Origin of the sequence: Pseudomonas cannabina (genome assembly GCF_900100365.1) — a bacterium.
GTDB lineage: Bacteria > Pseudomonadota > Gammaproteobacteria > Pseudomonadales > Pseudomonadaceae > Aquipseudomonas > Aquipseudomonas cannabina.
In genome coordinates, this window is sequence record NZ_FNKU01000001.1 from 5261265 (window position 1) to 5284965 (window position 23701).

Consider the following 23701-nt stretch of genomic DNA (forward strand, 5'->3'; position numbering starts at 1 on the left):
CTGTTTTGCTGCCGGTTCCCGGCAGTTCGCGGACAAGTCCGCTCCCGCAAATTGACTATCGTGCCAATGCTCCGCGTCCGCTTTTGAGCTTAGCCGTAACGCTTCTTCGCTTCGATCGCCAGGCCGCTGCCGATGCTGCCGAAGATGTTGCCTTCGACGTGGCGTGCGTTGGGCAGCATGGCCGATACGCTGTTGCGCAGCGCCGGAATGCCGCTTGAGCCGCCGGTGAAGAACACCGTATTGACCTGCTCGACGCTCACGCCCGCGTCATTCAGCAACTTCGTCACGCTGTTGCGTACCCGCTCGAGCTGGGCGTCGATGGCGGCTTCGAACATCACCCGGTTCAGGTCCACGCTCAGCCCGGCTTCCACTCGATCCATCGGTAAATGACGACTTTCGGCGTGGGTCAGCTGGATTTTGGTTTCTTCCACTTCCATGGCCAGCCAATGCCCGGCGCGTTGCTCGATCAGCTTGAACAGGCGATCGATGCCGCCGGTGTCTTCGATGTCGTAGCGCATGCTGCCCAGCGCCAGTTGGGACTTCTGCGAGTACACCGCGTTGATGGTGTGCCAGGTCGCCAGGTTCATGTGGTGGCTGGTGGGCATGTACGCGCCGCTTTTCATGCGGCTGCCATAGCCGAACAGCGGCATCACGCCCTGCAGGCTCAACTGTTTGTCGAAGTCGGTCCCGCCGATGTGCACGCCGCCGGTGGCCAGGATGTCCTGCTGGCGATCATCATGCTGGCGCCGCTCGGGCGACAGGCGCACCAGCGAGAAGTCTGACGTACCGCCGCCGATGTCGACAATCAGCACCAACTCTTCGTTTTCAATGGTGGACTCGTAATCGAAGGCGGCTGCAATAGGCTCGAACTGGAAAGACACGTCCTTGAAGCCGATCTTGCGCGCCACTTCCGCCAGCGTGTCTTCGGCTTCCTGATCGGCCAGGGCGTCGTCGTCGACAAAATGCACCGGGCGACCCAGCACAACCTGTTCGAACTCGCGGCCTGCGGTGTTCTCGGCGCGCTTCTTCAACTCGCCGATAAACAGCGCCAGCAGATCCTTGAACGGCATTGCCGTGCCCAGCACGCTGGTGTCGTGCTTGATCAGCTTGGAACCCAGCAGGCTCTTGAGCGAGCGCATCAGGCGGCCTTCGTAACCCTCCAGGTACTCGTGAAGCGCCAGGCGGCCATACACCGGGCGGCGCTCTTCCATATTGAAGAACACCACCGAGGGCAGGGTAATCTTGTCGTCCTCCAGCGCGATCAACGATTCCACGCCGGGTCGTTGCCAGCCGACGGTGGAGTTGGACGTGCCGAAATCGATACCGCAGGCACGGGCCGGGGATTGGTCATTCATGTCTTTTACGTTCCAGTCAAAAAACGGCCGCGCAGTTTATGTCAGCACGCGCAAATTGCGTAGCGCGACACGTCGCTTATATTTGCTTGGCTGTATTTGCGCCCAAGGCTTGAACTGAGGCCTGTTACCCCCAATCTTGAAGGGATTCTCGGTAGACCAGGTTGTCGAAAGCTCGACCCGCCTGAAAACGCGGCTGTCTATCTGTACATTTTTCGACGTTAGGTAATCCAGATGCCTCTTTGACAGAGGAAGCTGGGCGCGTGACGCCAGCGTATCTGGCTTTGCCGGATAAATCGGATAGGTGATCGTTACATGGATTTCAAAGACTACTACAAGATACTTGACGTTGAGCCCACTGCGGACGACAAGGCGATCAAGACCGCCTACCGCAAGCTGGCCCGCAAGTACCATCCCGACGTCAGCAAGGAGGCCGGCGCCGAAGACAAATTCAAGGAAGCGTCCGAAGCCTACGAGGTGCTCAGCAGCCCTGACAAGCGCGCCGAGTACGATGAACTGCGCAAGTACGGTCGACAGGGCCGTCCGTTCCAGACCCCGCCGGGCTGGCAAAGCCGTGCCGGGGCGGGTGCTGGCGGTTTTGAAGAGACGGCGGACTTTTCCGAGTTCTTCAGTTCCATTTTCGGTGGTCGGCCGCAGCAGGGCGGACGCACCCGCAATCCGGGACGCCAGGGTCAGGACGTTGAAATGGAGCTGGCGGTGTTCCTCGAGGAAACGCTGTCCGGGGAGTCCAAGCAGGTCAGTTTCAAGGTGCCTCAGCACAGCCCCAACGGCCAGCGCATGAGCGATATCACCAAGACCCTGAACGTGAAGATTCCAGCGGGCGTGGTCGACGGCGAGCGCATTCGGCTCAAGGGCCAGGGCGCTCCGGGTGTCGGTGGCGGTGCCAGCGGGGATCTGTACCTGATCATCCGCCTTGCACCGCATCCGATGTTCGAGGTCGAAGGCCATGATCTGGTGATCACCGTGCCGCTGGCCCCGTGGGAAGCGGCGCTAGGCACCAAAGTGGCGGTGCCGACCCTGACCAGCAGGCTCAACCTGACCATCCGGCCCGACAGTCAGAACGGTCAACGCCTGCGAATCAAGGGCAATGGCCTGATGAACAAGAATGGCGAGCGCGGCGATTTGTACGCGCAGTTGAAGATCGTCATGCCCAAACAGTCCGACGAGACGACGCGGGCGCTCTGGCAGAAGCTGGCTGACAGCGCTGCGTTCGACCCGCGTGCGCACTGGAAGGGCTGAGCCGATTCGGCGTCGAGATGACGTGAAGCGTCACGGCTGCATGTCGAAGAGCATGCAGCCGGCGTGGATCAGTGTTTTGGCAGCACCACGGTAAACGTGGTGCCATCACCAATGGTCGAGGTCACGGTGATGCTGCCGCCGTGAGCGTTGACCACTTCCTTGACGATGAACAGACCTAGGCCCAAGCTGGTCGAAGTGCCGCGTGTCTCGCTGTTTTCCTCGGTGCTGCGCACCAGCGGATCGAAAATCGTGCCGATGGCATCTTCAGCGATGGGCTTGCCTTCGTTGTGCACGACCAGCACCACCGCGTTCTCGGCGCCGGTGACACTGACGGTAATCTGGTGACTGGCGGCGCCATGTTGCAGGGCGTTACCGATCAGGTTCTGCAGCATCTGGCTGATGCGTCCAGTGTCCCAGTGGCCCTTGGTGTTGCCTTCGATGTTCAGCACCGGCGTCGAGTCCGGATGCCCGGCGCAGGCTTCTTCAATAGCTTCGCGGCAGGCGCTGGCCAGGTCCATGTACTTGCGCTCCACCGGCAGCCCGGCACCCAGGCGGCTGCGCACGAACTCCAGCAGATCGCTGACCATCGCGCCCATGTGGCGAGTGCTGTTCTGAATGCGCGAAACGTAGGACTGAGTCTTCTCGTCCAGCGTTATTTTGCGTGCCAGCAATTCAGTGGACATGCTGACGGCCTGAAGCGGCGCGCGCAGATCATGCCCCAGAATGGCCAGAAAGATATCCCGAGAACGTCCGACGCGCTCGGCGTAGGCGGCGGTTGACTCTGCCAGCGCTTCGTCGATGGCTTCGTTGAAACGGATCACTTCCTGAAAGTCGGCCAACTGCGGTGCCGTCAGGCTTTCGACCCACAAACGGATGACGCTCGCGCGCAAATGGCGGAACTCTGACGTCATCTGCACCAGATCAAAACCGACCTCATGACGTAGCTCTCCATGACTGCAGGCGGCTTCGTCCAGGCTCGGCGTCTTGTGCACGTCTTCGCCACGGGCCTTGGCGATCTCTTCGCTCTTGCTCTGTGCAGTTCTCATGTCCCGCGCGGCCGCGAGCAGAATCGACTTGGCATGATCGCGCAGCTCGACCTTGGTCATCGTTTCTGCGGCGGGTTTCAGGGTTCTGGCGAAGTCTTCCCACTCGTCGACAATGCGATCCACATGAACAACGATGAATTCGGAAAGGCGCATGGCCGATTACCTTGCTGGAGGTGCGTGGCGAAAGATGGCGCATAGTACCTCCTTTGCATGACACGAAATACAGGGCGTTGACTGTCATTTCTGTCAGTCAGCGCGCTTTTCACGAGCCTGTGTTCAATCTGCAGATTAAAAGTGCCTGAGCATGCGAATGCTGCGCATTGGCAAGCCTCTCTAGAACAGGAAATAGCGCTGCGCCATCGGCAGTACATCCGCCGGTTCGCACCACAGCAGCACGCCGTCGGCCTTCACTTGATAGGTCTGCGGATCGACTTCGATGTCCGGCAGGTAGTCGTTGTGGATCAGGTCTTTCTTCTGCACGGTGCGGCAGCCTTTGACCACGCCGATCTGCTTCTTCAAGCCCAATGTTTCTGGCACGCCTGCGTCGAACGCGGCCTGGCTGATGAAGGTCAGGCTGGTGGCGTGCAGCGAGCTGCCGAAGCTGGCGAACATCGGGCGGTAGTGCACCGGTTGCGGTGTCGGGATCGAGGCATTGGCGTCGCCCATCAGGCTGGCGGCGATGGCACCGCCCTTGAGGATCAGGGTCGGTTTGACGCCGAAGAACGCCGGACGCCAGAGCACCAGATCCGCCCACTTACCGACTTCGATGGAGCCCACTTCATGGCTGATGCCGTGGGTGATCGCCGGGTTGATGGTGTATTTGGCGATGTAGCGCTTGGCGCGAAAGTTATCGTTGCCGGTGCCGTCCTGCGGCAGCGGACCACGCTGTTTCTTCATTTTGTCGGCGGTTTGCCAGGTGCGCATGATCACTTCGCCAACCCGGCCCATGGCCTGGCTGTCGGAGCTGAGCATCGAAAACGCGCCCAGGTCGTGAAGAATGTCTTCGGCAGCAATGGTCTCGCGGCGTATGCGGCTTTCCGCGAAGGCCACGTCTTCGGCGATGCTCGGGTCCAGGTGGTGGCAGACCATGAGCATGTCGAGGTGCTCGTCGATGGTGTTGCGGGTGAACGGCCGGGTCGGGTTGGTCGAGCTGGGCAGCACGTTTGGCGAGCCGCAAGCCTTGATGATGTCCGGCGCATGACCGCCACCGGCACCTTCAGTGTGGTAGGTGTGGATCGTGCGATTCTTGAACGCCGCCAGGGTGGTCTCGACAAAACCTGACTCGTTCAACGTGTCGGTGTGAATCGCCACTTGCACGTCATAGTCGTCGGCAACGCTCAGGCAGTTGTCGATGGCGGCCGGGGTCGTGCCCCAGTCTTCATGAAGTTTCAGGCCGATGGCACCGGCCTTGACCTGTTCGATCAGCGGCCCGGGCAGGCTGACGTTGCCTTTGCCGGTGAAGCCGATGTTCATCGGAAACGAGTCCGAGGCCTGAAGCATGCGTGCCATGTGCCACGGGCCGGGCGTGACGGTGGTGGCGTTGGTGCCGGTGGCAGGGCCGGTGCCACCGCCGATCATGGTAGTCACGCCGCTCATCAGCGCTTCTTCGATTTGCTGCGGGCAGATGAAGTGGATGTGCGTGTCGACGCCGCCTGCGGTGAGGATCATGCCTTCACCGGCAATGACTTCGGTGGCTGCGCCGACGGCAATGGTCACGTCCGGCTGGATGTCCGGGTTGCCCGCCTTGCCGATGGCCGCGATACGGCCGTTCTTGATGCCCACGTCGGCTTTGACGATGCCCCAATGGTCGATGATCAAGGCATTGGTGATCAGCGTATCGACGACGTCTGCAGCGAGCAGCTGGCCCTGGCCCATGCCGTCACGGATAACCTTGCCCCCGCCGAACTTCACTTCTTCACCATAAGTGGTGAAGTCCTTCTCGACCTCGACCCACAGCTCGGTATCCGCCAGCCGAACCTTGTCACCAACGGTGGGGCCGAACATGTCGGCGTAGGCTTGTCGGCTTATCTTCATCTCTCGTACCTTGGATTCAGAGCTGCAAGCTACAAGCCGCAAGCTGTCAGTTTTTCAAAGCGACCAGCTGCAAGCAGCAAGTCGTCGTAGGCTTTCTTCTTGAAGCTTGAAGCTTGAAGCTTGAAGCTAAAGCTCCCCCATCACCCGCCCGGCAAAGCCGCAGACTTTGCGCAATCCGGCCAAATCCACCAGTTCGACTTCGCGCGACTGGCCCGGTTCGAAGCGCACGGCGGTGCCGGCCGGGATGTTCAGGCGCATGCCGCGGCTGGCGGCGCGGTCGAAGGTCAGTGCGTCGTTGGTTTCAAAGAAGTGGAAGTGCGAGCCCACCTGAATCGGCCGGTCGCCGCTGTTGGCGACGGTCAGGCTGAGGGTGCGGCGACCGGCGTTGAGTTCGATGTCGCCGGGCTGGATCTGGTATTGACCAGGGATCATGTCGGTTGCCCCAAGGTTTTGAAATAAATGGCGGTCGGCCGATAGCGACCGTCTGGTGTGGCGCAGTAATCCGGCAACTCACCGACCCGGTTGTAGGCCAGCGAGCGATAGAACGCTTCAGCCGTCGAGCCTGCCTCGGTGTCGAGGTGCAGCAGTCCGCGTTTGTGTTTGACCGCAGCCTGCTCGACCTCGTCCATCAGTTGCCTGCCCAGACCACGGCCGCGAGCCTCAGGCAGCACCATCAGTTTCTGCACTTCGGCGCGGTTCAGGCCGCTGGGCTTCTGGCACAGCGACAGTTGCGCGCTGGCCAGTACGTTCTCTTCTTCGGCGACCACCCACAGCAGCAGATTGCCGGCGGCGATATCGGCTTTCAGACCATCGCACCAGGCATACGCCTGCTCCATGTCGAGGTCGGCCATGAAGCCTACCGAGGCGCCGTCATGAACCGTATCGAACAGCAACTGCGCCAGGCCATGGCGGTAATGCGCGAAACTTTCAGCGGTGACACGTCGCAGTTGTGCGTGGTTCATGGCGTGCTCTCTAAAGGGATGCAGGTGCTTGTGAGGCGGGCGGCGCAGCGCCGGGCGTCAGGTCAAGCTGCATGAACGTCAGGTCCAGCCAGCGGCCGAACTTGGTGCCGACTTGCGGCATCTGGCCGGTGATCCTGAAGCCTAGACGATCGTGCAGGGCAATGGAGGCCGTGTTACCGCTTTCGATGGCGGCCACCATCATGTGCTTGCCGCAGGTGCGAGCGCGCTCGATCAACTCAGCCATCAAGCGTGGCCCCAGACCCTTGCCACGCTGGTCGGCACGCACGTACACCGAATGCTCCACGGTATGACGAAAGCCCTCGAACGGCCGCCAGTCGCCAAACGAGGAATAGCCGAGTACTTCGCCTGCGCTGTCGACGGCGACCAGGATCGGGTAACCCTGAGCCTGGCGAGACGCGTGCCAGGCCTGACGGTTGCCCAGATCGACCGGCTGCTCGTTCCAGATCGCCGTGGTGTTCAGCACCGCATCGTTGTAGATGGCCAGAATGCCCGGCAGATCTTCCGGCTGTGCATCACGAATCAGCTCTTGCATGCTCGTCTCCTCAGGCAATCGGCTGGTGCACGGTGACCAGCTTGGTGCCGTCCGGGAAGGTGGCCTCTACCTGGATTTCCGGAATCATTTCCGGGATGCCTTCCATGACCTGATCGCGGCTCAGCAGGGTGGTGCCGTAGTGCATCAGATCAGCGACGGTCTGCCCGTCACGCGCACCTTCCAGTAACGCCGCCGAGATGTAGGCCATGGCTTCCGGGTAGTTGAGCTTCACGCCGCGTGCCAGGCGCCGTTCGGCAACCAGCCCGGCGGTGAAAATCAGCATCTTGTCTTTTTCGCGTGGCGTCAGGTCCATGGGTCGTCCGTTTCTTCATATTCGGTGGTTGATCGTTCCCCTGGAACGCAGAGCGTCCAGTCATCAATCAGGTATTCCAGATTCTTGGTGTTACCGCCTCGCGTCCCAGCAGGGCAGGCCGCAGGCGTTTCCAGATTTGTATCAGCCAGGCCCTGGCGTGCAAGGCTTCGTCAGCCAGGCAGCGCGCGACTATCAAGCCCGGCAACTGAGTCAGGTTACCGCGGACCGGATTGGGCATCGACAGCGAGCGGCATTCTTCAAGCAGGTCGCTGGCCACTTCACCGGTCATCAGCAGGGTGGCGAACACCGTTTTGCCATCCAGCCCGACAGGCGAATACAGCAGCCGGTCAGCGCCGATAATGCGTTGCCGTTCATGCCAGAGCAATGCGCCGTCACGCCGGATGTCCAGATGTGACTGAAAGTGGCCATGCTCGAAACGCTCGCCGCTGGCCGGACGCCCCAGCGCCACGACGTCCCAATAGCATAACCGGGCATCGCCGTGCAGTTCGATGCGCGTGGTGAGTTCTGCCTGGGCGTTGCTGAACACGATGGTTTCCTGGGGCAGCCATTCAAGCGTCGCGCCGGGCTGGACATGCAGCGCCAACTGTTGAAACGCAGGGCTGGCGGCGCGATACCATTTGGCGGCGCCAGGGCTGGTCAGTTGCGCCCAGGCATCGGTGCCGACGTTGACTGAAATGTCCAGCCGGTCGCCGCCGGCGATTCCGCCCGGAGGGTGAACGATGATGTGCTGGCACACCTCAGGCCCTTCGGCGTACAGATGTTTTTGTACCCGCAACGGCCCTTTGTGGCGCCGTTGGGTCGGGCGCGTGCCGTCATCGAAACGGCCATAGCCCAGTTCCAGCTCGGCGTGCCAGCTGGGTGTGAACAGGGCAGTAGGTGCTGGCAGATTCATGGCGTCTTCATTGCTTTGTCGAGTGCTGCACGATAACGGATTGGCGCATCAAATGGTGACCAGACCGCGTACACCGTCGGCCTCCATGTTCTCGCCCCGGCCCTGCTGAACGATCTCGCCCCGCGACATCACCAGATACTGATCGGCCAGCTCTGCGGCAAAATCGTAGAACTGTTCTACCAGCAGAATCGCCATGTCACCGCGCTCGGCCAGCTTCTTGATCACCGCGCCGATTTCCTTGATCACCGACGGCTGAATACCTTCCGTGGGCTCATCGAGAATCAGCAGGCGCGGGCGGCTTGCCAGCGCCCGGCCAATCGCCAGCTGCTGCTGTTGACCGCCAGACAGATCACCGCCCCGACGATGCTTCATTTGCAGCAACACCGGGAACAGTTCGTAGATGAACGCCGGCACCTCTTTGGCTTCCGAGCCGGGAAAGCGTGACAGGCCCATCAGCAGGTTCTCCTCAACCGTCAGCCGCCCGAAGATCTCCCGCCCCTGCGGCACGTAGGCAATACCGGCGTGCACGCGCTGATGCGTCTTGAAACCCGTAATGGCTTTGCCTTCCCAATGCACCGAGCCTTCTTTTGACGGCAGCAGGCCCATCAGTACACGCAACAGCGTTGTTTTACCGACACCGTTGCGGCCCAGCAGGCAGGTGACTTCGCCGACCTTCACATCAAACGACAGACCGCGAAGAATGTGGCTGCCGCCGTAATATTGGTGGAGCTTTTCGACCTGAAGCATGGTTCGTGTCTCTTCCGTTGCAGCATGATCACCGCTTTGCGACGCGGAGCGTCTGGACATGCATTCCTACGCGGAGCGCAGGAACGATCAGTTCTTCGCGTCAGCGCCCCAAGTACACTTCAATCACACGTTCGTCGGCCTGGACGTCGTTCAGTGAGCCTTCGGCCAGCACGCTGCCTTGATGGAGCACGGTGACGTGGTCGGCAATCGAGCCGACGAAGCCCATGTCGTGTTCCACCACCATCAGTGAGTGCTTGCCGGCGAGGCCCTTGAACAGTTCGGCGGTGAATTCGGTTTCGGCGTCGGTCATGCCTGCCACCGGCTCGTCGAGCAGCAAAAGCTGCGGGTCCTGAACCAGCAACATGCCGATTTCCAGAAACTGCTTCTGACCGTGCGACAGCAAGCCCGCCGGGCGATGCATCGAGCTGGTCAGGCGGATGGTTTCCAGCACTTCATCGATCCGGTCCTGCTGTTCGCCACTCAGGCGTGCACGCAGGCTGGCCCATACCGATTTATCGGTCTTCTGCGCCAGTTCCAGGTTTTCGAACACGCTCAGGGCTTCGAACACCGTGGGTTTCTGAAATTTGCGGCCAATCCCGGACTGGGCAATCTGCACTTCGCTCATCTGCGTCAGGTCCAGCGTTTCGCCGAACCAGGCCTTGCCGTGGCTGGGGCGGGTCTTGCCGGTAATGACGTCCATCAACGTGGTCTTGCCTGCGCCGTTGGGGCCGATGATGCAGCGCAGCTCGCCCACGCCGATGTACAGATTCAGGTCATTCAGCGCCTTGAAACCGTCAAAACTGACACTGATGTCTTCCAGCGTAAGGATCGTGCCATGCCGCGTGTTCAGCCCTTTGCCTGCGCTTTTGCCTAGGCCTACCGCATCGCGGCTGGTGCCGGCGTCGGAGTTAGGGGCCAGCACCGGTTCGAGCATGAATGACGGGGTCGGAGTGGTTTTCATGGCTCGCTCCTTTTCTTCAGCAGGCCGATGACGCCCTTGGGCAGATACAGCGTGACGATGATGAACAGCGCGCCGAGAAAGAACAGCCAGTACTCCGGGAAAGCCACGGTGAACCAGCTCTTCATGCCATTCACCAGGCCCGCGCCGAGCAGCGGGCCGATCAATGTGCCGCGACCGCCCAGGGCGACCCACACAGCGGCTTCGATGGAGTTGGTCGGCGACATTTCGCTGGGGTTGATGATGCCGACTTGCGGCACATACAAAGCCCCGGCAAGACCGCACATGACCGCGCTCAGCACCCAGACGAACAGCTTGAAGCCGCGCGGATCGTAACCGCAGAACATCAGGCGGTTTTCTGCGTCACGCAGCGCTGTCAGCACCCGCCCGAACTTGCTCTGCGCCAGTTTCCAGCCGATGTACAGGCAGGCGACCAGTAACACGACCGTCGCCAGAAACAGCGTCGCCCGAGTGCCTTGCGAACTGATGCTGAAGCCCAGAATGCTGCGGAAGTTGGTGAAGCCGTTGTTGCCGCCAAAGCCGGTTTCGTTGCGGAAGAACAGCAACATGCCGGCAAAGGTCAGGGCCTGGGTCATGATCGAGAAATACACGCCCTTGATGCGCGAGCGGAAGGCGAAAAAGCCGAACACCAGCGCCAGCAGGCCTGGAGCCAGCACCACCAGGCACAGTGCCCAGAGAAAGTTGTCGGTGCCCGTCCAGTACCATGGCAGTTCGGTCCACGACAAAAAAGTCATGAACGCGGGCAAGCCATCGCCAGCCGCCTCACGCATCAGGTACATGCCCATCGCATAGCCGCCCAAGGCGAAAAACAGGCCGTGGCCCAGCGATAACAGCCCGGCGTAGCCCCAGACCAGGTCCAGCGCGAGGGCGACAATGGCGTAGCAGAGAATTTTGCCGACCAGCGTCAGGGTGTAAGCCGAGACCTGAAAGCCGTTATCGGCTGGCAGCAACGACAGCAGTGGCAACGCCAGCAGCACGGCCAGAATCAGGCTGCCTACGGCCAGCGTACCCTTGGGGCCGACTTTTTGTGCGGCGGTTACCATCAATGGCTGGCTCATCAGTCAATCACCCGTCCTTTCAGTGCAAAGAGGCCCTGCGGACGTTTCTGGATAAACAGAATGATCAGCGCGAGGATCAGGATCTTGCCCAGCACGGCGCCGATCTGCGGTTCAAGAATCTTGTTGGCGATGCCCAGCCCGAAAGCCGCCGTCACACTGCCCGCCAGTTGCCCGACACCGCCGAGCACCACCACCAGGAACGAGTCGATGATGTAGCTCTGGCCAAGGTCGGGGCCGACGTTGCCGATCTGGCTCAGCGCGACGCCTCCCAGTCCTGCGATGCCCGAGCCCAGTCCGAACGCCATCATGTCGATGCGCCCGGTCGGCACGCCGCAGCAAGCGGCCATGTTGCGGTTCTGGGTCACGGCACGCACGTTCAGGCCCAGGCGGGTTTTGTTCAGTAGCAGCCAGGTCAGCACGACCACGAACAGCGCGAAAGCGATGATCACGATGCGGTTGTACGGCAGCACCAGATTGGGCAGCACCTGAATCCCGCCGGACAACCATTCCGGGTTGGCCACTTCGACGTTTTGCGCGCCGAAAGCCAGGCGCACGGCCTGAATCAGCATCAGACTGATGCCCCAGGTGGCGAGCAGGGTTTCCAGTGGGCGGCCGTACAAGTGACGAATCACCGTGCGCTCCAGCGCCATGCCGATCATGGCGGTGACAAAGAATGCCACTGGCAGCGCGATCAGCGGGTAGTACTCGATAGCGCCCGGCGCGTAGCGCTGGAACATCAGCTGCACCACATAAGTTGAATAAGCGCCCAGCATCAGCATTTCGCCGTGGGCCATGTTGATCACGCCGAGCAGGCCGAAGGTGATTGCCAGACCCAGCGCGGCCAGCAGCAGGATCGAGCCCAGCGACATGCCGCTGAATGCCTGACCGAGCAACTCGCCAATCATCAACTTGCGGTTGACCTGAGCCAGGCTGGTTTCTGCTGCGATGCGCACTGAGCTGTCGGTTTCCACCCCGGGTGCCAGCAGCGATTCGAGACGGGTGCGGGCCAGCGGATCGCCGGTTTCACCAAGCAGGCGCACGGCTGCCAGGCGCACGCTGGGGCTGGAATCGACCATCTGCAGGTTGGCCAGCGCCAGCGTCAGGGCACTTTTGACGCTGGCATCGGTTTCGCTGGCAGCCCGTTGGCTCAGCAGATCCAGTTGCGCAGGGCGGGCACTTCGCTGCAATTGCCGGGCGGCCGCGAGGCGTACGGCCGTATCAGCCGCTAACAGTTGATGGCTGGCCAGTGCGGTTTCCACCAGCCCTCGCAATCGATTATTCAAGCGCAGTTTGCGCGGTTCATCAGGGGTTGGGGCGTCGGCGGCAGCGGGCGCTTCGGCATCCACGGGCATGAATTGGGCGTTGTTTTCGATCCACGCGCGTTTGCTGCTGTCAGCTGCAACCCTGCCATCGCGCAGCGCTTCCAGCAATTCGATGCGCTCCGGCGCTGGAGCGGCTGCCCAGGCTTCCAGCAGCTCGGCCTGTTTCGAGGCACTGGCAGCGGCGAAATCACCCGCATCGCTGGCCTGAGCTGCAACGGGCAGCAACAGGCTGATGGCGAGGATGAAACGGTAGAGGTAAGAAGGCATATCAATATGGCCTTGATTCAGTGTGGTGTCGTCTGCTCTCGATTCTGGCCGAAGGCCGTGGGAGTGAACTTGTTCACGAAAGGGCCGGTACATTTACTGAAGATGTATCGTTTGAACAGCCGTCTTCGCGGACAAGTCCGCTCCCACGCCCTGCGGGCAGAAGCCTGAAGCCTCCGACTTTCGGTGCTTCAGAACTTGTGCATAACGTCCAGCGTAAGAGCGACGGTCAGTTGCTCTTCACCGGGGTGTCCGGCTTCTTGTCGTTGCCGGGAATGTACGGGCTCCAGGGTTGGGCGCGGATCGGTTCTTTGGTCTGCCAGACAACGTTGAACTGCCCGTCGTCCTGGATTTCGCCGATCATCACCGGCTTGTGCAGGTGGTGGTTGGTCTTGTCCATGGTCAGGGTGAAGCCCGAGGGGGCGGCGAACGTCTGTCCGGCCATCGCTTCGCGTACTTTGTTCACGTCGGTAGACTTGGCTTTTTCGACCGCTTGCGCCCACATATGGATGCCGACGTAAGTGGCTTCCATCGGGTCGTTGGTGACGGCCTTGTCCGCGCCCGGCAGGTTTTTCTTCTTGGCGTAAGCTTTCCAGTCAGCGACGAACTTCTTGTTGACCGGGTTTTCCACCGACTGGAAGTAGTTCCACGCGGCCAGATGGCCGACCAACGGCTTGGTGTCGATGCCGCGCAATTCTTCTTCGCCCACCGAGAAGGCTACAACCGGAACGTCGGTGGCTTCGAGGCCCTGGTTGGCCAGTTCCTTGTAGAACGGCACGTTTGAGTCGCCATTGACGGTGGAAATGACGGCGGTCTTGCCACCGGCGGAGAATTTCTTGATGTTGGCGACGATGGTCTGATAGTCGGCGTGACCGAACGGGGTGTAGACCTCTTCGATATCCTTGTCCGCTACCCCTTTGGATTTCAGGAACGCGCGCAGAATCTTGTTGGTGGTACGTGGATAGACGTAGTCGGTGCCGAGCAGGAAGAAGCGCTTGGCCGAGCCGCCTTCTTCACTCATCACATACTCGACCGCAGGAATCGCCTGCTGGTTAGGCGCTGCACCGGTATAGAACACGTTGGGCGACATTTCTTCGCCTTCGTACTGTACCGGGTAGAACAGCAGGCCATTGAGCTCTTCGAAGACCGGCAATACGGATTTTCGCGACACCGAGGTCCAGCAACCGAATACCACCGCGACCTTGTCCTGCGTCAGCAACTGGCGGCCTTTTTCGGCGAACAGCGGCCAGTTGGACGCCGGGTCCACGACCACCGGCTCAAGCATCTTGCCGTTGACACCGCCCTTGGCGTTGATCTCGTCGATGGTCATCAACGCCATGTCTTTAAGCGAGGTCTCGGAAATTGCCATGGTCCCGGACAACGAATGCAGAATGCCGACCTTAATGGTCTCGGCAGCCTGAACGGTCTAGGTCAGCCCCATGGCGGCGATGGATGCGGACAGGGTAAAGGCTTTGATCAGGCTGCGACGCTTCATTGACTGGCTCCATTTGTTTGTTGTTCGGGATTGTCACGGCATTGCAATGCGGCTTTTATCAAGCTTTAGCAATTGCTGGGCCAACGCGCTGACGTCTCAAATGGAGCAAATGTATTGCGCCCGGCTGGCGGTTGCGCACCAAGCTGGAACGAGTATTTGCGCAGAGTGCACGCGGTGCATCGCAATGGTGCGGGGCAGGAAAGCCAGCTTGTCAGGTTTTACACCCAGATTTCCTGCTCGCCGCTGTAAGGGTCGTAGGTGTGGTCTACAAGTTGTTCCGGGACGTCGAACCACGCAAACAGTTGACCGTTGAGCCGCTGCGTGGCCGCAAGCTGCATCGGGGTCCCCGGTGGGATAGCAACGTGATCGCCGAGAAAGCCGGTAAACATGTTCTTCTTGGGAATGCCCGGTGCAAAGATAAAGAAAACAGGATGATTTTCGATGTTGGCGTTGCTGCTCACAAATCCGTCCTGGCTCCATCGGGAGGCGTTGGCTCGCGCCACGGATGCGGACTGCACGCCGTTGTCTACGAAGACAGCGCCCACTTCCCGTTCAAGGCATGCCATCCCCTTGTTGGTGACATAGGTCGCGCGAAAAGCTGTGCCATGCCATTCCTTGAGTCGACAGAACTGATCCAGAAACCTGCGCGTGGCCGTACTGCGAATGCCGTTGCGCAACATCGGATTGATGTCTGGCGATCCACCTTCTGTGTAAGCCACAATTTCGGAAAGATTTTCTGCATTGGACGCTTTGCTCAACGCCAGGTAATCAGCCTCGAACTGCATGCGCTCGACGGCACTGGCTTCTTGAAAAGATGAGGGCCAGTCGGTCAACGCATTGGCCAACCGTGACCGGGCATTGCGAATTGCCTGTGGGCTGATCCGGGGTATTTCTTTGCCCACGGCTTTCCAGGCCCCGCTGGTGGTGCGCAACGCGTATTCCTGCTCGTGCACCAGCAGGCTGGCATTGATCGGACTTGGTCGATAAAGCCGCGAATGACCAAACAGGTTGGTACGACGGCTTACGTAACAGGTTTGATTCTCTATCTCGATCGCTACGAAGCGTGTGGAGTCCATTGCGACGGTGAGTTTTGATCCACCCAGTCGAGGGGTATTGGTGTGCGACATCAGGTATCCGATCTGCACCTGCCCGTCGCGGCCAATCCGGCGTATCAAGTGCGGACGCCGTGTTGCGCTCACGGCGTACGTTGTCGGTCTGAGTGCCAGCGCCAGACGGCCAACCAGTGCAATGGCGATGTAATCAACTGCACTCAGAAACTCCTCGGCAGCGCCCTCAAGGTCGTTTTCCTCGATTTTCGAAAAAGCGCTCCAAGTCTTGTATAAACCAATGCCCAGCGCGATAGGCATCATGATCGGTTCAGGCAAAAACAGGATCGCGATGCTGGTCAACAGGTTGAAACCCTGCCCGGACAGCCCTTTATCGCTGGTCAGGCTCATGCGTCGCCTGGCCTCGACGATCAATTGATTGATCTTGGTCTCGTGACCTTCCTCGTAAAAGTCTTTGGTCTGGCTGACAAATATCACCGGGCGCAACAGTCGCTCGGGTATCGGTATAGGGGACAGGCGTGTGAAGATATCCGGTACACGCCAGTGCTTCGCCTCTTTCTCGTAGCTCATGGCGTGCAACATCTCCAGACGTCTGGATACAGGGATCTGTTGGAGGAGGTAGCGCTGAAATGGTTTTTCTTCCAGAAAACTGACCTTGAGGTGGTACATGCTGTTGAACCAGCGAAAAACCACACCGTCCGGGGCGTCCAGCGTGCAGAGCACCAGCGGACCTTTGTCGAAGCTGTCTATGGGGGCAATCAACATGACATTGGTCATCTTGAGCCCGTTGACACTGAAAAACCTGACTTCGATTCCTTCACCATTGACGGTGCGACGTTTTCTGGGCGATGGACCATCAAGAACGGCCTTGATCCAGCTGGTGCCTGTCAGTGGGAAGGCCTGCTGCTCGATTTCCAGTAACGCCATCCGCATCTGGGACTCCAACTGATCCCGCTGCAAGCGCTTGAGTTGATGAGCATAGGCCGACGACTTCAGATGGAGGTCGAGGTAATTGTCGAGATGTTGCGGGTTCTTGATAACCCTGATCAGCTCTATGATGGAATCGCTGTTCAGCGGTTTGATGCGGGTGTCCGTATCGTCAGTCACTGTGATGAGTACTGCATCTTCTGCCTTTTTTCGATACGCATCGTCATGAGCCAGTTGCGTGAGTGGGACCGTGGTGGTCAATACACTCGGGGTCACGGGAGCACCCTGTATTCCGAGGACTTCCGGACTTGTCAGGGACACGAGTGACACCCTGATTCGCTCCGGTTCAAGTGTTATTCCGGCCCGGTTCAGTGCATCGCTCAGTTGCTGGTCGATATAGCGTTTGAGGTAAACCTGGCTGTCAATCTCGGGGCGATCGAAGTATTCATTGCTTGAGCGCTGAAGTTTCATGACTGCCTCACCAAAGCGCCGTGCCTGTTCACGCCATTCTTCGCGTTGGCGTTGCCCCATGTTTTTCCACCAGTCGGGCATGTGGGCATAAACCAGCTCGGCATCCAGTTGATCAAGACGCCGGTGGTTATTGAAATGAAAGTCGGGAGCCAGCAGGCGCCAATACAACTGTTCGAAGGCAGCAGAGTCCATCTGTTGCGCGCGAGCAAGTTGAACTGCACGCGCGAATCCGGACTGTTGTTCGGTAACCTGACGGCTCATCAGCAAACTGAGGAAGTTTCCGCTCAGCGCCGTGTAATGCCAGCGCAGCGTGCTGATCGTGGTCGTACTCGTATCCGCCTGAATAAGCTGCGCTTGAAGAAACTGTCGATATTCAGAATCGGTCCCTCGCTGGATCAAGCTGTCGTTCATCTGTTTGAACGACGCAAACGCTTCCAGCCCGTCATAAGGGGTGAAGAGCAAAATGTCTTCCAGCTCTTCTTCGTCCGTCATTACAGGTTGCGTACGAAACCTGCGGGTGATGGCAAAGGCACCGGACAATGCAACCGGCTCGCCGTTGTCGACGCTTGCCGATACGCTGTAAACGCTGTGGGGCTGGAGCTCATCGACAGCACTGTCCACACATGATTTCAAGGCTGCCGAAAGCATCGTGAAATGGCGTGTGGTCATCTTTCCCAGAGAAATCTGAATTTCACATTCAGATTTCAGACACCTGATTCTTTCAGCGAGGAATTCGCTGCGTCGGGTGCCACCCTCTGGCCGCGTAAAGGCCCAATAGTCTGAAAGTTTTCGACTGTGAAGCGGTTCCAGCTGCTGCCTGACCCCTGCGTAGAGATCCAGGATGGCTGTTCGGCCCAGGGGTTCGATGACAGGTGCCTGCGCAGAGGCTGAAGGCGTTGGATAAAAGCCTTGCACCTCATGGTCCTCCCAGCTCAGCCTGCCGGTGAAATGCTCGATCAGGCTATCGATCAGCGGAGCACTGTGAATATTGTTCTCGGCATCAGGCGGTAATCTGCTGTCGCGATAAGCCAGCCAGGTGGCCTGGACGTCCAGCCCGGGTTTTACTGTCCGGAGCAATTCATGCACCAGCTCTCGTATCGTGTCGCTGAGGGCAGGCGGGTATGTGCTGCTGTCAGGCGTAGGTTGAACAGGTTGCGGGGAGGTGTCTAACGTTGCGTTCATGGCGCCACTTCGTCTCGATGAAAGATGATCCGTTTCAGGCTGTAGCCAGGCGGTTCATTGCATCTAGCCAGTGTTGGCGGCGCATGGCTGTCGGGCAGCGTTGCCCTATACGCGTGGCAATGCCCATGCGGTCGGTAGGAAGGGGCGACGAGCAGGCAGGTCAGGTGACTTGGGAAGAGGCGAGGCCTGAAACCGGGTATGAGGAGGAATTCATCACAACGCCACTCAATGGTTTCAGGCCCCGCACGGAGCAATCTAAGCTGTTGCCGCCCGTTTGGCAAAGCGCGAAAGCACTATTCGGTCAAGCACCCAGACAATCAGCATCGAAATGCCCACCAGAGGGAAGATTATCCCCAGCGCAATCATCACCACGGTCGCGGTTTTCCAGCGTGGCAGATCGTGGCGCAACGGCGGTACACCCAGTCCGCTTTGAGGGCGGCGCTTCCACCAGATCACCAGGCCGCTGACCGAACTGAGCAGCACCATCAGGCACACCAGCAGAATCAGCAACTGATTGACCCAGCCGAAAAACTTGCCTTCATGAAGCATCACGCCCAGTTCGGTGGCCTTGGACACCGCGCTGTAATCGACATAGCGGACATCGGCCAGCACCTTGCCAGTGTACTGGTCGATGTGCAGCGTAGCGTCATCGCGCGGGTCGTCGGCGAACACCGACACAGTGAATACACCGTCGGCCGTCTTCGGCTGAGTGATGCTGTAGCCCGGTACGATTTCTCTGGCGCGTGCGATGTCGACGACTTTTTGCAGCGACACGGTCGGCGCTGCCGGTGCGCTGGACATGTGCATGTGGTTCATGTGCTCAGCGTGCTCGCCAGTCGAAACCGGCATTGGCGTGTTCTCCATTGCCCACGGCACAGTCTGCGCACTGGCGCTGTTCAGCTCACCAGCCTGCTTGTCAGACTTGGGTACGTCGGTCCACATGGCTGCCGGAAAAGTGTTCCACACCGCAGCGTATTGTTTGCCCCACAGGCCGGTCCACGTCATGCCGCTCAGCAGCATGAACAGCAACAACAGCGCGCCCCAGAACCCCGTCACTGCGTGCAGGTCCCGCCACAGTACACGGCCTTTGGCGGTCAGGCGCGGCCAGAACACGCCGGCCGCCGAGCGACCTCGTGGCCACCATAGATACACACCGGAGACCACCAGCACGATGCCCCAGCCTGCCGCCAGCTCGATGAGTCGGTCACCCACGGTGCCAATCATCAATTCGCCATGCAGCGCCCGGGCAATCGCCTGCAAATTATCCTTGGCGTCCTGAGTGCCAAGAATTTCGCCGCGATACGGATCGACGAAAATGTTGAGCTCGCGGCCCTGTTCGCTGACAACGAATTGCGCGCTGCCCTCGGTGCTGGTCGGCGGAAAATACTTGCCAATCGAGCTCTGTGGATACGCACTCAGCACCCGCTGTTGCAGCTCATCGGCAGCCAGACGATGCTCGGCTGGCGCGACGTACAGCAGATCGCGGTACATCAGGTCGTCCAGTTGCGGCTTGAACAGGTAGATGATCCCGGTCAGCGACAGCAGGATCATGAATGGCGCGACGAACAGCCCGGCGTAGAAATGCCATCGCCAGGCAAGGTTATAGAAGGAGACAACAGGTTTGGACACGTTCAACGCTCCCCAACAGGGATAACACAGCACGAATCGCGCACAGCTATGGAGCGGCGCGCAATCGTGGAATTTTTTCGTTCGGGTCAGGCCGTAACGAGCGTCGGTGGAGCTCGGCTGCGGGCATTGGGGAAGATCGACTTGCGTGCATGGCCCGGTAGCGGCAGCAGCGCAAAGAAGTCGCTGGGTATGGGCGGCGTAGCGGCCACCAGTTCCAGTACATGGGGCAATGCCGGGCAACTGAACAGCAGGGTGCAATAACCGCACTTGGCCCACAGCGCGTGGTCGCTCATGCCGGTATCGGCAGGCATGGCGTGCTCGGCGCCATGATGAGCGTGGCTGTCGCCGGGCATGGACATCGACATGGATGTCGACATGCCGGCGTGCTGATCCATCGGCATCGACTGGGAAACCAGTGGGCCGATAAAGATCATCAACATGGCAAACAGGCTCAGCCATGCGCCCCGACGGTTACGGGGCAGGGCTGGGCTGTGGCGACGACGGGTGGTGCTCAATCTGCAACGCTACTCAGTGCTGGTGCTCGGGAGCCTGCTTTTGTACCACGACCTGCACCTCGACATCTCCCGCCTTTTCAAAATGCAGGGTCATCGGGAAGCGCTGGCCGACGATCAGCTTCGAACGATCCTTGATGTCCAGCAGCATCACATGCCATGCCATCGGCGCGAAACTCACCTTGGCACCTGCCGGGATATCGACTGCCTGCACGTGTTGCATCTTCATCAGCCCGTCGGCGTGTACATGCTCATGCAATTGCGCCTGCCCGGCGATGGGTGTATCGACACTGAGCAGCCGGTCGGCGCTGTCGCCCTTGTTCTCGATAATGAAATACACCGCCACCGTTGGCGCATTGGGCGGCAGCTCCATCGACCACGGATGACCGATCAGCAACGGCCCTGCCTTGTACTCATGAGCGTGGACGAAACAGGCCGGCAGCAGTAATGCGGCCAGCAGGAGTGCTTTTTTGAGCATGGGGGGATTCTCCGGGGCGTTCTGGAAAGGAGTGAGAAGATGGCTCGACCAAGCATTTGAAATACCTAGGGAGGCGCTGCAAAAATAGCCAACTGTCCCCACCCTTGGCACACTAAGTTCCTTCAACAGCCTCCCTCTCCGTGAGCGTTACGCGCGTGCAGAAGACCTTCTCCGAACTCGAATATACCGGCAAGAAAAAGCAGACTCGCCGAGATCGCTTCCTGGCTGACCTTGAACAGTTGGTGCCCTGGGCCCTGCTGGAGGCGCAAGTGGCGCCGTTTTATAGCAACACCGCAGGCAAGCGCGGACGCCCTGCGATAGGGGTGTCGCGCATGTTGCGCATGTACGTCGTGCAGCAGTGTTTCGGTTTCTCCGATGAAGGTTGCGAAGATGCCGTCTACGACAGCCAGGCCATCCGCGGTTTTATGGGTATCGACCTGGGTCGCGAGTCTGCACCGGATGCCACCACCTTGCTGCGTTTTCGCCGCTTGCTGGAAGTCCATCAGCTAACCCGGCTGCTGTTTGAAACGATTAACCAGCATCTGGCCAGCCGGGGGCTGCTGCTCAAGGAAGGCACTATCGTCGACGCTACTCTGATCGCCGCGCCGCCCTCGGTCAAGAACCGAGAAGGCAAGCGTGATCCTGAGATGCATCAGGCCAGGAAAGGCAATCAATGGCACTTTGGGATGAAGGCCCACATTGGTGTAGACGCCACGTCGGGGCTGGTGCACAGCGTAGTAGGGACGGCCGCTAACGTGGCGGATGTCACCCAGGTTGGCCAGTTGCTTCACGGTGACGAAACCTATGTTTCGGGTGACGCTGGATACACCGGTGCGGCCAAGCGACCGGAGCATGCTGAACGGGACGTTATCTGGTCGATTGCAGAACGGCCAAGCAGTTACAAGCAGCACGGCGAAGGCAGCGTGCTGTATCGGGTCAAGCGCAAAATTGAATATGCCAAGGCGCAACTGCGTGCCAAGGTCGAGCACCCCTTCCAGGTAATCAAGGTGCGCTTCAATCATCGCAAGGTTCGCTACCGTGGGCTGGAAAAGAATACAGCGCAGTTGTTCAGTTTGTTTGGGTTGGCCAATCTGATGCTGGCCAAGCGGTATTTACAACAGACGGCAGGATAAATCCATCTGAAAGGCGGGACTGGCCCGCCTTTCAGCAAAATGAGGGCAGAAATCTGCTCGAGAAACGTAAAATAAGGCCGGCAGGTTGAAAAAAACCGGCTTGGAAATGGGGACGGTGCGAACGGGTTAATTGTTCAGCGTCTCCCTAGCTAAGCATCTAAAAAGTATTCAATCGACAGTCATACTGTTTTTATACCATAAGACCCGGCAAACTTTATTCCAATAATGCACGCCCTAAGAGGGTGTAGACAAAATCATGTAGTGAGTCGGCGCGCGAGTATTCGAGCCTCGGCCAACCAAACCCATGCCTCGCTTACCGCAAAAAGGCGATCATGATGCATGATCAGTCGCCGAGCTCTCTCATTCTAGGCATGAGTTCGCTCCACTACCCATCGCTTGGGCATGACCACAAATCCAGTCTGAACAGGCTCCACGGAAAATAGATCGCCTTGTTCAGAGTGCCATTGCCCTGTTCTTCTGTTATTCGGGCCACGGATCACTTGAACATCGATAGCGTGCAGTTGATGGGTGCGCTGTGCCCATTTTCCTGCGTACGCACTATCAACAAAAAGCGTGCTCAGTGACGGATATTTTTCCTTCGAGTACGCCACCGCATCATCCGCCGCGTCACGATCCTGCACGCTTGCAGCACTGATACTGACAGCCAGCAGCAGGCCCAATGTATCGACAATCAGACTTCGTTTACGCCCCTTCACTTTTTTGCCTGCGTCGTAGCCGCTGTCACCGCCTTGAGGAGAACTGCGGGTCGACTGTGAATCCAGGATCGCTGCTGACGGGCTGTCAGCGCGTTCTTCCCGCTCACGCCATTGAGCTCGCAAGCGATCATGCATTTGCTCGAACTTGCCTTGAGCGCTCCACCGGCGGAACGTTTTGTAGACATTGTCCCAATGAGGAAAATCGCGGGGTAGCATTCGCCATGAGCACCCCGTGCGTACGACATAGCAACAGGCTTCCAGCAACGTGCGCCGAGAGTGAAGCGGTGGCACTCCTCGTCCGCCCTGGCTTTCAAACAGGTCGGCGACCAGTGCCCACTCGGTATCTGTCAAGCAACTCGGATATAGCTGCTCCGGCAGTTGGCGGCGGTGGGTTTCATTGTAGCCATAGGCTTTATTAGGTTCAGGTGACTGAAAACTTCCCTTGGCCCGCTGCTTTACACGCGTAATCCCTGCCATTTTCAACGCTTTTGCAAAGGTGTCGGGATGCGCAGTGATACCGGTTTCGGCGAAGAATACGAGCGCCAATTCGGCCTGGCTGGAATAGGGCTGTGCATGAGCGAGTTTCACCAGCACGGGATAGTGCTCGGCGGCAATCGAGCGAGGACGTCCGGTTTTAGGCATGGCTTGAGGGCTATTCAGACAAGGGAGTGAAAGTTTAATTTATTTTGTCTACACCCTCTAGGTAAACCTTTGAGCCCTATCGCTTGCGCCCGTTTCGTAGAGTTGCTCCTCAGCACACAGCCATAAGGTGATGAGAATGAACGAGAGGGCACAGTCACATCGTTTGCGCTCGGGGCGAATATCGAGTGCAGGCCGAATTTATCTGGTAACCGCAAAAACATTTCAGAGAAATCCTGTTTTTTCCGATTGGCGAATGGGGCGCCTGCTCGTCGATGAACTTCGGCAAGTCCAGGAGCAGCAACTGGCTGATTCACTGGCTTGGGTCATCATGCCCGACCATATCCACTGGCTGCTGCAGTTGAATGGTCAATCTTTATCCCGAGTTGTACAGCGCGTTAAATCGAAAAGCGCGATCGCCATAAACAGAGCAAAGTGCTGCAGTGGGCCGTTTTGGCAAAGCGGATTCCACGACACCAGCATCCGGACTGAAGACAGCCTTGTGAATTATGCCCGTTACGTTGTTGCCAACCCTGTTCGCGCCGGCCTGGTCAAAAGCGTGCGTGATTATCCCTTATGGGACGCTATCTGGCTTTGAAAATGTGAGAGCGACCGTGGCGGCGAACCGTATTGCTCGCGAAGGCTGCCG

19 protein-coding genes and 2 pseudogenes are annotated in these 23701 nt (G+C 59.1%); 3 read left to right on the forward strand and 18 right to left on the reverse strand.

Annotated elements, in window-relative coordinates; all coding sequences use genetic code 11:
• Positions 1–89: 89 nt before the first annotated feature.
• Positions 90–1355 (reverse strand): Hsp70 family protein, encoded by a 1266-nt coding sequence (locus tag BLT55_RS24710; RefSeq protein ID WP_054999433.1) that lies wholly within the window; start codon positions 1353–1355, stop codon positions 90–92.
• A 312-nt stretch (positions 1356–1667) separates the two neighbouring features.
• Between BLT55_RS24710 and cbpA the strand changes: the two genes are divergently transcribed.
• Entirely contained in the window at positions 1668–2612 is a 945-nt protein-coding gene (gene cbpA, locus BLT55_RS24715) for a curved DNA-binding protein (RefSeq protein WP_007250963.1), read from the forward strand.
• A gap of 68 nt (positions 2613–2680) precedes the next feature.
• On the opposite strand, the gene BLT55_RS24720 is transcribed toward cbpA, so the two are convergent.
• The 16 genes and pseudogenes from BLT55_RS24720 to BLT55_RS24795 form a co-directional block, all read right to left on the reverse strand.
• Positions 2681–3811 (reverse strand): sensor histidine kinase, encoded by a 1131-nt coding sequence (locus BLT55_RS24720; protein ID WP_054999432.1) that lies wholly within the window; start codon positions 3809–3811, stop codon positions 2681–2683.
• Between the two features lie 180 nt (positions 3812–3991).
• Positions 3992–5692, reverse strand: a complete 1701-nt coding sequence (ureC, locus tag BLT55_RS24725) for an urease subunit alpha (protein ID WP_007250961.1) — start codon at positions 5690–5692, stop codon at positions 3992–3994.
• Positions 5693–5818: 126 nt separating this feature from the next.
• On the reverse strand, positions 5819–6124 hold the full coding sequence (locus tag BLT55_RS24730; RefSeq protein WP_054999431.1) for an urease subunit beta: 306 nt from the start codon (positions 6122–6124) through the stop codon (positions 5819–5821).
• Positions 6121–6654 (reverse strand): GNAT family N-acetyltransferase, encoded by a 534-nt coding sequence (locus tag BLT55_RS24735; protein ID WP_054999430.1) that lies wholly within the window; start codon positions 6652–6654, stop codon positions 6121–6123. Before BLT55_RS24735 ends, BLT55_RS24730 begins: the two co-directional genes overlap by 4 nt.
• A 10-nt stretch (positions 6655–6664) precedes the next feature.
• On the reverse strand, positions 6665–7207 hold the full coding sequence (locus BLT55_RS24740; protein WP_054999429.1) for a GNAT family N-acetyltransferase: 543 nt from the start codon (positions 7205–7207) through the stop codon (positions 6665–6667).
• 10 nt (positions 7208–7217) lie between these two features.
• Positions 7218–7520: an urease subunit gamma gene (ureA, locus tag BLT55_RS24745; protein ID WP_005888604.1), complete on the reverse strand. Its 303-nt coding sequence runs from the start codon at positions 7518–7520 to the stop codon at positions 7218–7220.
• A 67-nt stretch (positions 7521–7587) separates the two neighbouring features.
• Positions 7588–8433, reverse strand: a complete 846-nt coding sequence (locus BLT55_RS24750; RefSeq protein WP_054999428.1) for an urease accessory protein UreD — start codon at positions 8431–8433, stop codon at positions 7588–7590.
• Positions 8434–8481: 48 nt separating this feature from the next.
• On the reverse strand, positions 8482–9180 hold the full coding sequence (urtE, locus tag BLT55_RS24755) for an urea ABC transporter ATP-binding subunit UrtE (protein ID WP_054999427.1): 699 nt from the start codon (positions 9178–9180) through the stop codon (positions 8482–8484).
• Between the two features lie 100 nt (positions 9181–9280).
• On the reverse strand, positions 9281–10141 hold the full coding sequence (urtD, locus tag BLT55_RS24760; protein WP_054999426.1) for an urea ABC transporter ATP-binding protein UrtD: 861 nt from the start codon (positions 10139–10141) through the stop codon (positions 9281–9283).
• Positions 10138–11217 (reverse strand): urea ABC transporter permease subunit UrtC, encoded by a 1080-nt coding sequence (gene urtC, locus BLT55_RS24765; RefSeq protein ID WP_007250955.1) that lies wholly within the window; start codon positions 11215–11217, stop codon positions 10138–10140. Before urtC ends, urtD begins: the two co-directional genes overlap by 4 nt.
• The gene (gene urtB, locus BLT55_RS24770) at positions 11217–12806 is read right to left on the reverse strand and encodes an urea ABC transporter permease subunit UrtB (protein WP_054999425.1); all 1590 of its coding nucleotides are present in this window, start codon (positions 12804–12806) and stop codon (positions 11217–11219) included. Before urtB ends, urtC begins: the two co-directional genes overlap by 1 nt.
• 226 nt (positions 12807–13032) lie before the next feature.
• Positions 13033–14298, reverse strand: a pseudogene (gene urtA / locus BLT55_RS24775) (urea ABC transporter substrate-binding protein).
• Positions 14299–14516: 218 nt separating this feature from the next.
• On the reverse strand, positions 14517–17945 hold the full coding sequence (locus tag BLT55_RS24780; protein ID WP_054999424.1) for a dermonecrotic toxin domain-containing protein: 3429 nt from the start codon (positions 17943–17945) through the stop codon (positions 14517–14519).
• Between the two features lie 255 nt (positions 17946–18200).
• A complete protein-coding gene (locus BLT55_RS24785) occupies positions 18201–19574 on the reverse strand; it encodes a PepSY-associated TM helix domain-containing protein (protein WP_054999423.1) in 1374 nt (457 codons plus the stop codon).
• An 86-nt stretch (positions 19575–19660) separates the two neighbouring features.
• The gene (locus BLT55_RS24790) at positions 19661–20056 is read right to left on the reverse strand and encodes a DUF2946 domain-containing protein (RefSeq protein ID WP_375233528.1); all 396 of its coding nucleotides are present in this window, start codon (positions 20054–20056) and stop codon (positions 19661–19663) included.
• Positions 20057–20102: 46 nt separating this feature from the next.
• Positions 20103–20564, reverse strand: a complete 462-nt coding sequence (locus BLT55_RS24795) for a copper chaperone PCu(A)C (protein WP_054999421.1) — start codon at positions 20562–20564, stop codon at positions 20103–20105.
• Between the two features lie 155 nt (positions 20565–20719).
• Here BLT55_RS24795 and BLT55_RS24800 point away from each other — a divergent pair, with 155 nt between their 5' ends.
• Positions 20720–21697, forward strand: coding sequence for an IS5 family transposase (locus BLT55_RS24800; protein ID WP_007247761.1), 978 nt, complete (start codon positions 20720–20722; stop codon positions 21695–21697).
• Positions 21698–21951: 254 nt separating this feature from the next.
• On the opposite strand, the pseudogene BLT55_RS24805 reads toward BLT55_RS24800, so the two are convergent.
• A pseudogene (locus tag BLT55_RS24805) lies at positions 21952–23055 on the reverse strand (IS5-like element ISPsy19 family transposase).
• 136 nt (positions 23056–23191) lie between these two features.
• Between BLT55_RS24805 and BLT55_RS24810 the strand changes: the two are divergent.
• A complete protein-coding gene (locus BLT55_RS24810; RefSeq protein WP_055002062.1) occupies positions 23192–23650 on the forward strand; it encodes an REP-associated tyrosine transposase in 459 nt (152 codons plus the stop codon).
• Positions 23651–23701: the final 51 nt, after the last annotated feature.

Coding starts and splice junctions, on each gene's coding strand:
- BLT55_RS24710 (WP_054999433.1), bottom strand. CDS start 1,355: ATGAATGACCAATCCCCGGCCCGTGCCTGCGGTATCGATTTCGGCACG.
- cbpA (WP_007250963.1), top strand. CDS start 1,668: ATGGATTTCAAAGACTACTACAAGATACTTGACGTTGAGCCCACTGCG.
- BLT55_RS24720 (WP_054999432.1), bottom strand. CDS start 3,811: ATGCGCCTTTCCGAATTCATCGTTGTTCATGTGGATCGCATTGTCGAC.
- ureC (WP_007250961.1), bottom strand. CDS start 5,692: ATGAAGATAAGCCGACAAGCCTACGCCGACATGTTCGGCCCCACCGTT.
- BLT55_RS24730 (WP_054999431.1), bottom strand. CDS start 6,124: ATGATCCCTGGTCAATACCAGATCCAGCCCGGCGACATCGAACTCAAC.
- BLT55_RS24735 (WP_054999430.1), bottom strand. CDS start 6,654: ATGAACCACGCACAACTGCGACGTGTCACCGCTGAAAGTTTCGCGCAT.
- BLT55_RS24740 (WP_054999429.1), bottom strand. CDS start 7,207: ATGCAAGAGCTGATTCGTGATGCACAGCCGGAAGATCTGCCGGGCATT.
- ureA (WP_005888604.1), bottom strand. CDS start 7,520: ATGGACCTGACGCCACGCGAAAAAGACAAGATGCTGATTTTCACCGCC.
- BLT55_RS24750 (WP_054999428.1), bottom strand. CDS start 8,433: ATGAATCTGCCAGCACCTACTGCCCTGTTCACACCCAGCTGGCACGCC.
- urtE (WP_054999427.1), bottom strand. CDS start 9,180: ATGCTTCAGGTCGAAAAGCTCCACCAATATTACGGCGGCAGCCACATT.
- urtD (WP_054999426.1), bottom strand. CDS start 10,141: ATGAAAACCACTCCGACCCCGTCATTCATGCTCGAACCGGTGCTGGCC.
- urtC (WP_007250955.1), bottom strand. CDS start 11,217: ATGAGCCAGCCATTGATGGTAACCGCCGCACAAAAAGTCGGCCCCAAG.
- urtB (WP_054999425.1), bottom strand. CDS start 12,806: ATGCCTTCTTACCTCTACCGTTTCATCCTCGCCATCAGCCTGTTGCTG.
- BLT55_RS24780 (WP_054999424.1), bottom strand. CDS start 17,945: ATGAACGCAACGTTAGACACCTCCCCGCAACCTGTTCAACCTACGCCT.
- BLT55_RS24795 (WP_054999421.1), bottom strand. CDS start 20,564: ATGCTCAAAAAAGCACTCCTGCTGGCCGCATTACTGCTGCCGGCCTGT.
- BLT55_RS24810 (WP_055002062.1), top strand. CDS start 23,192: ATGAACGAGAGGGCACAGTCACATCGTTTGCGCTCGGGGCGAATATCG.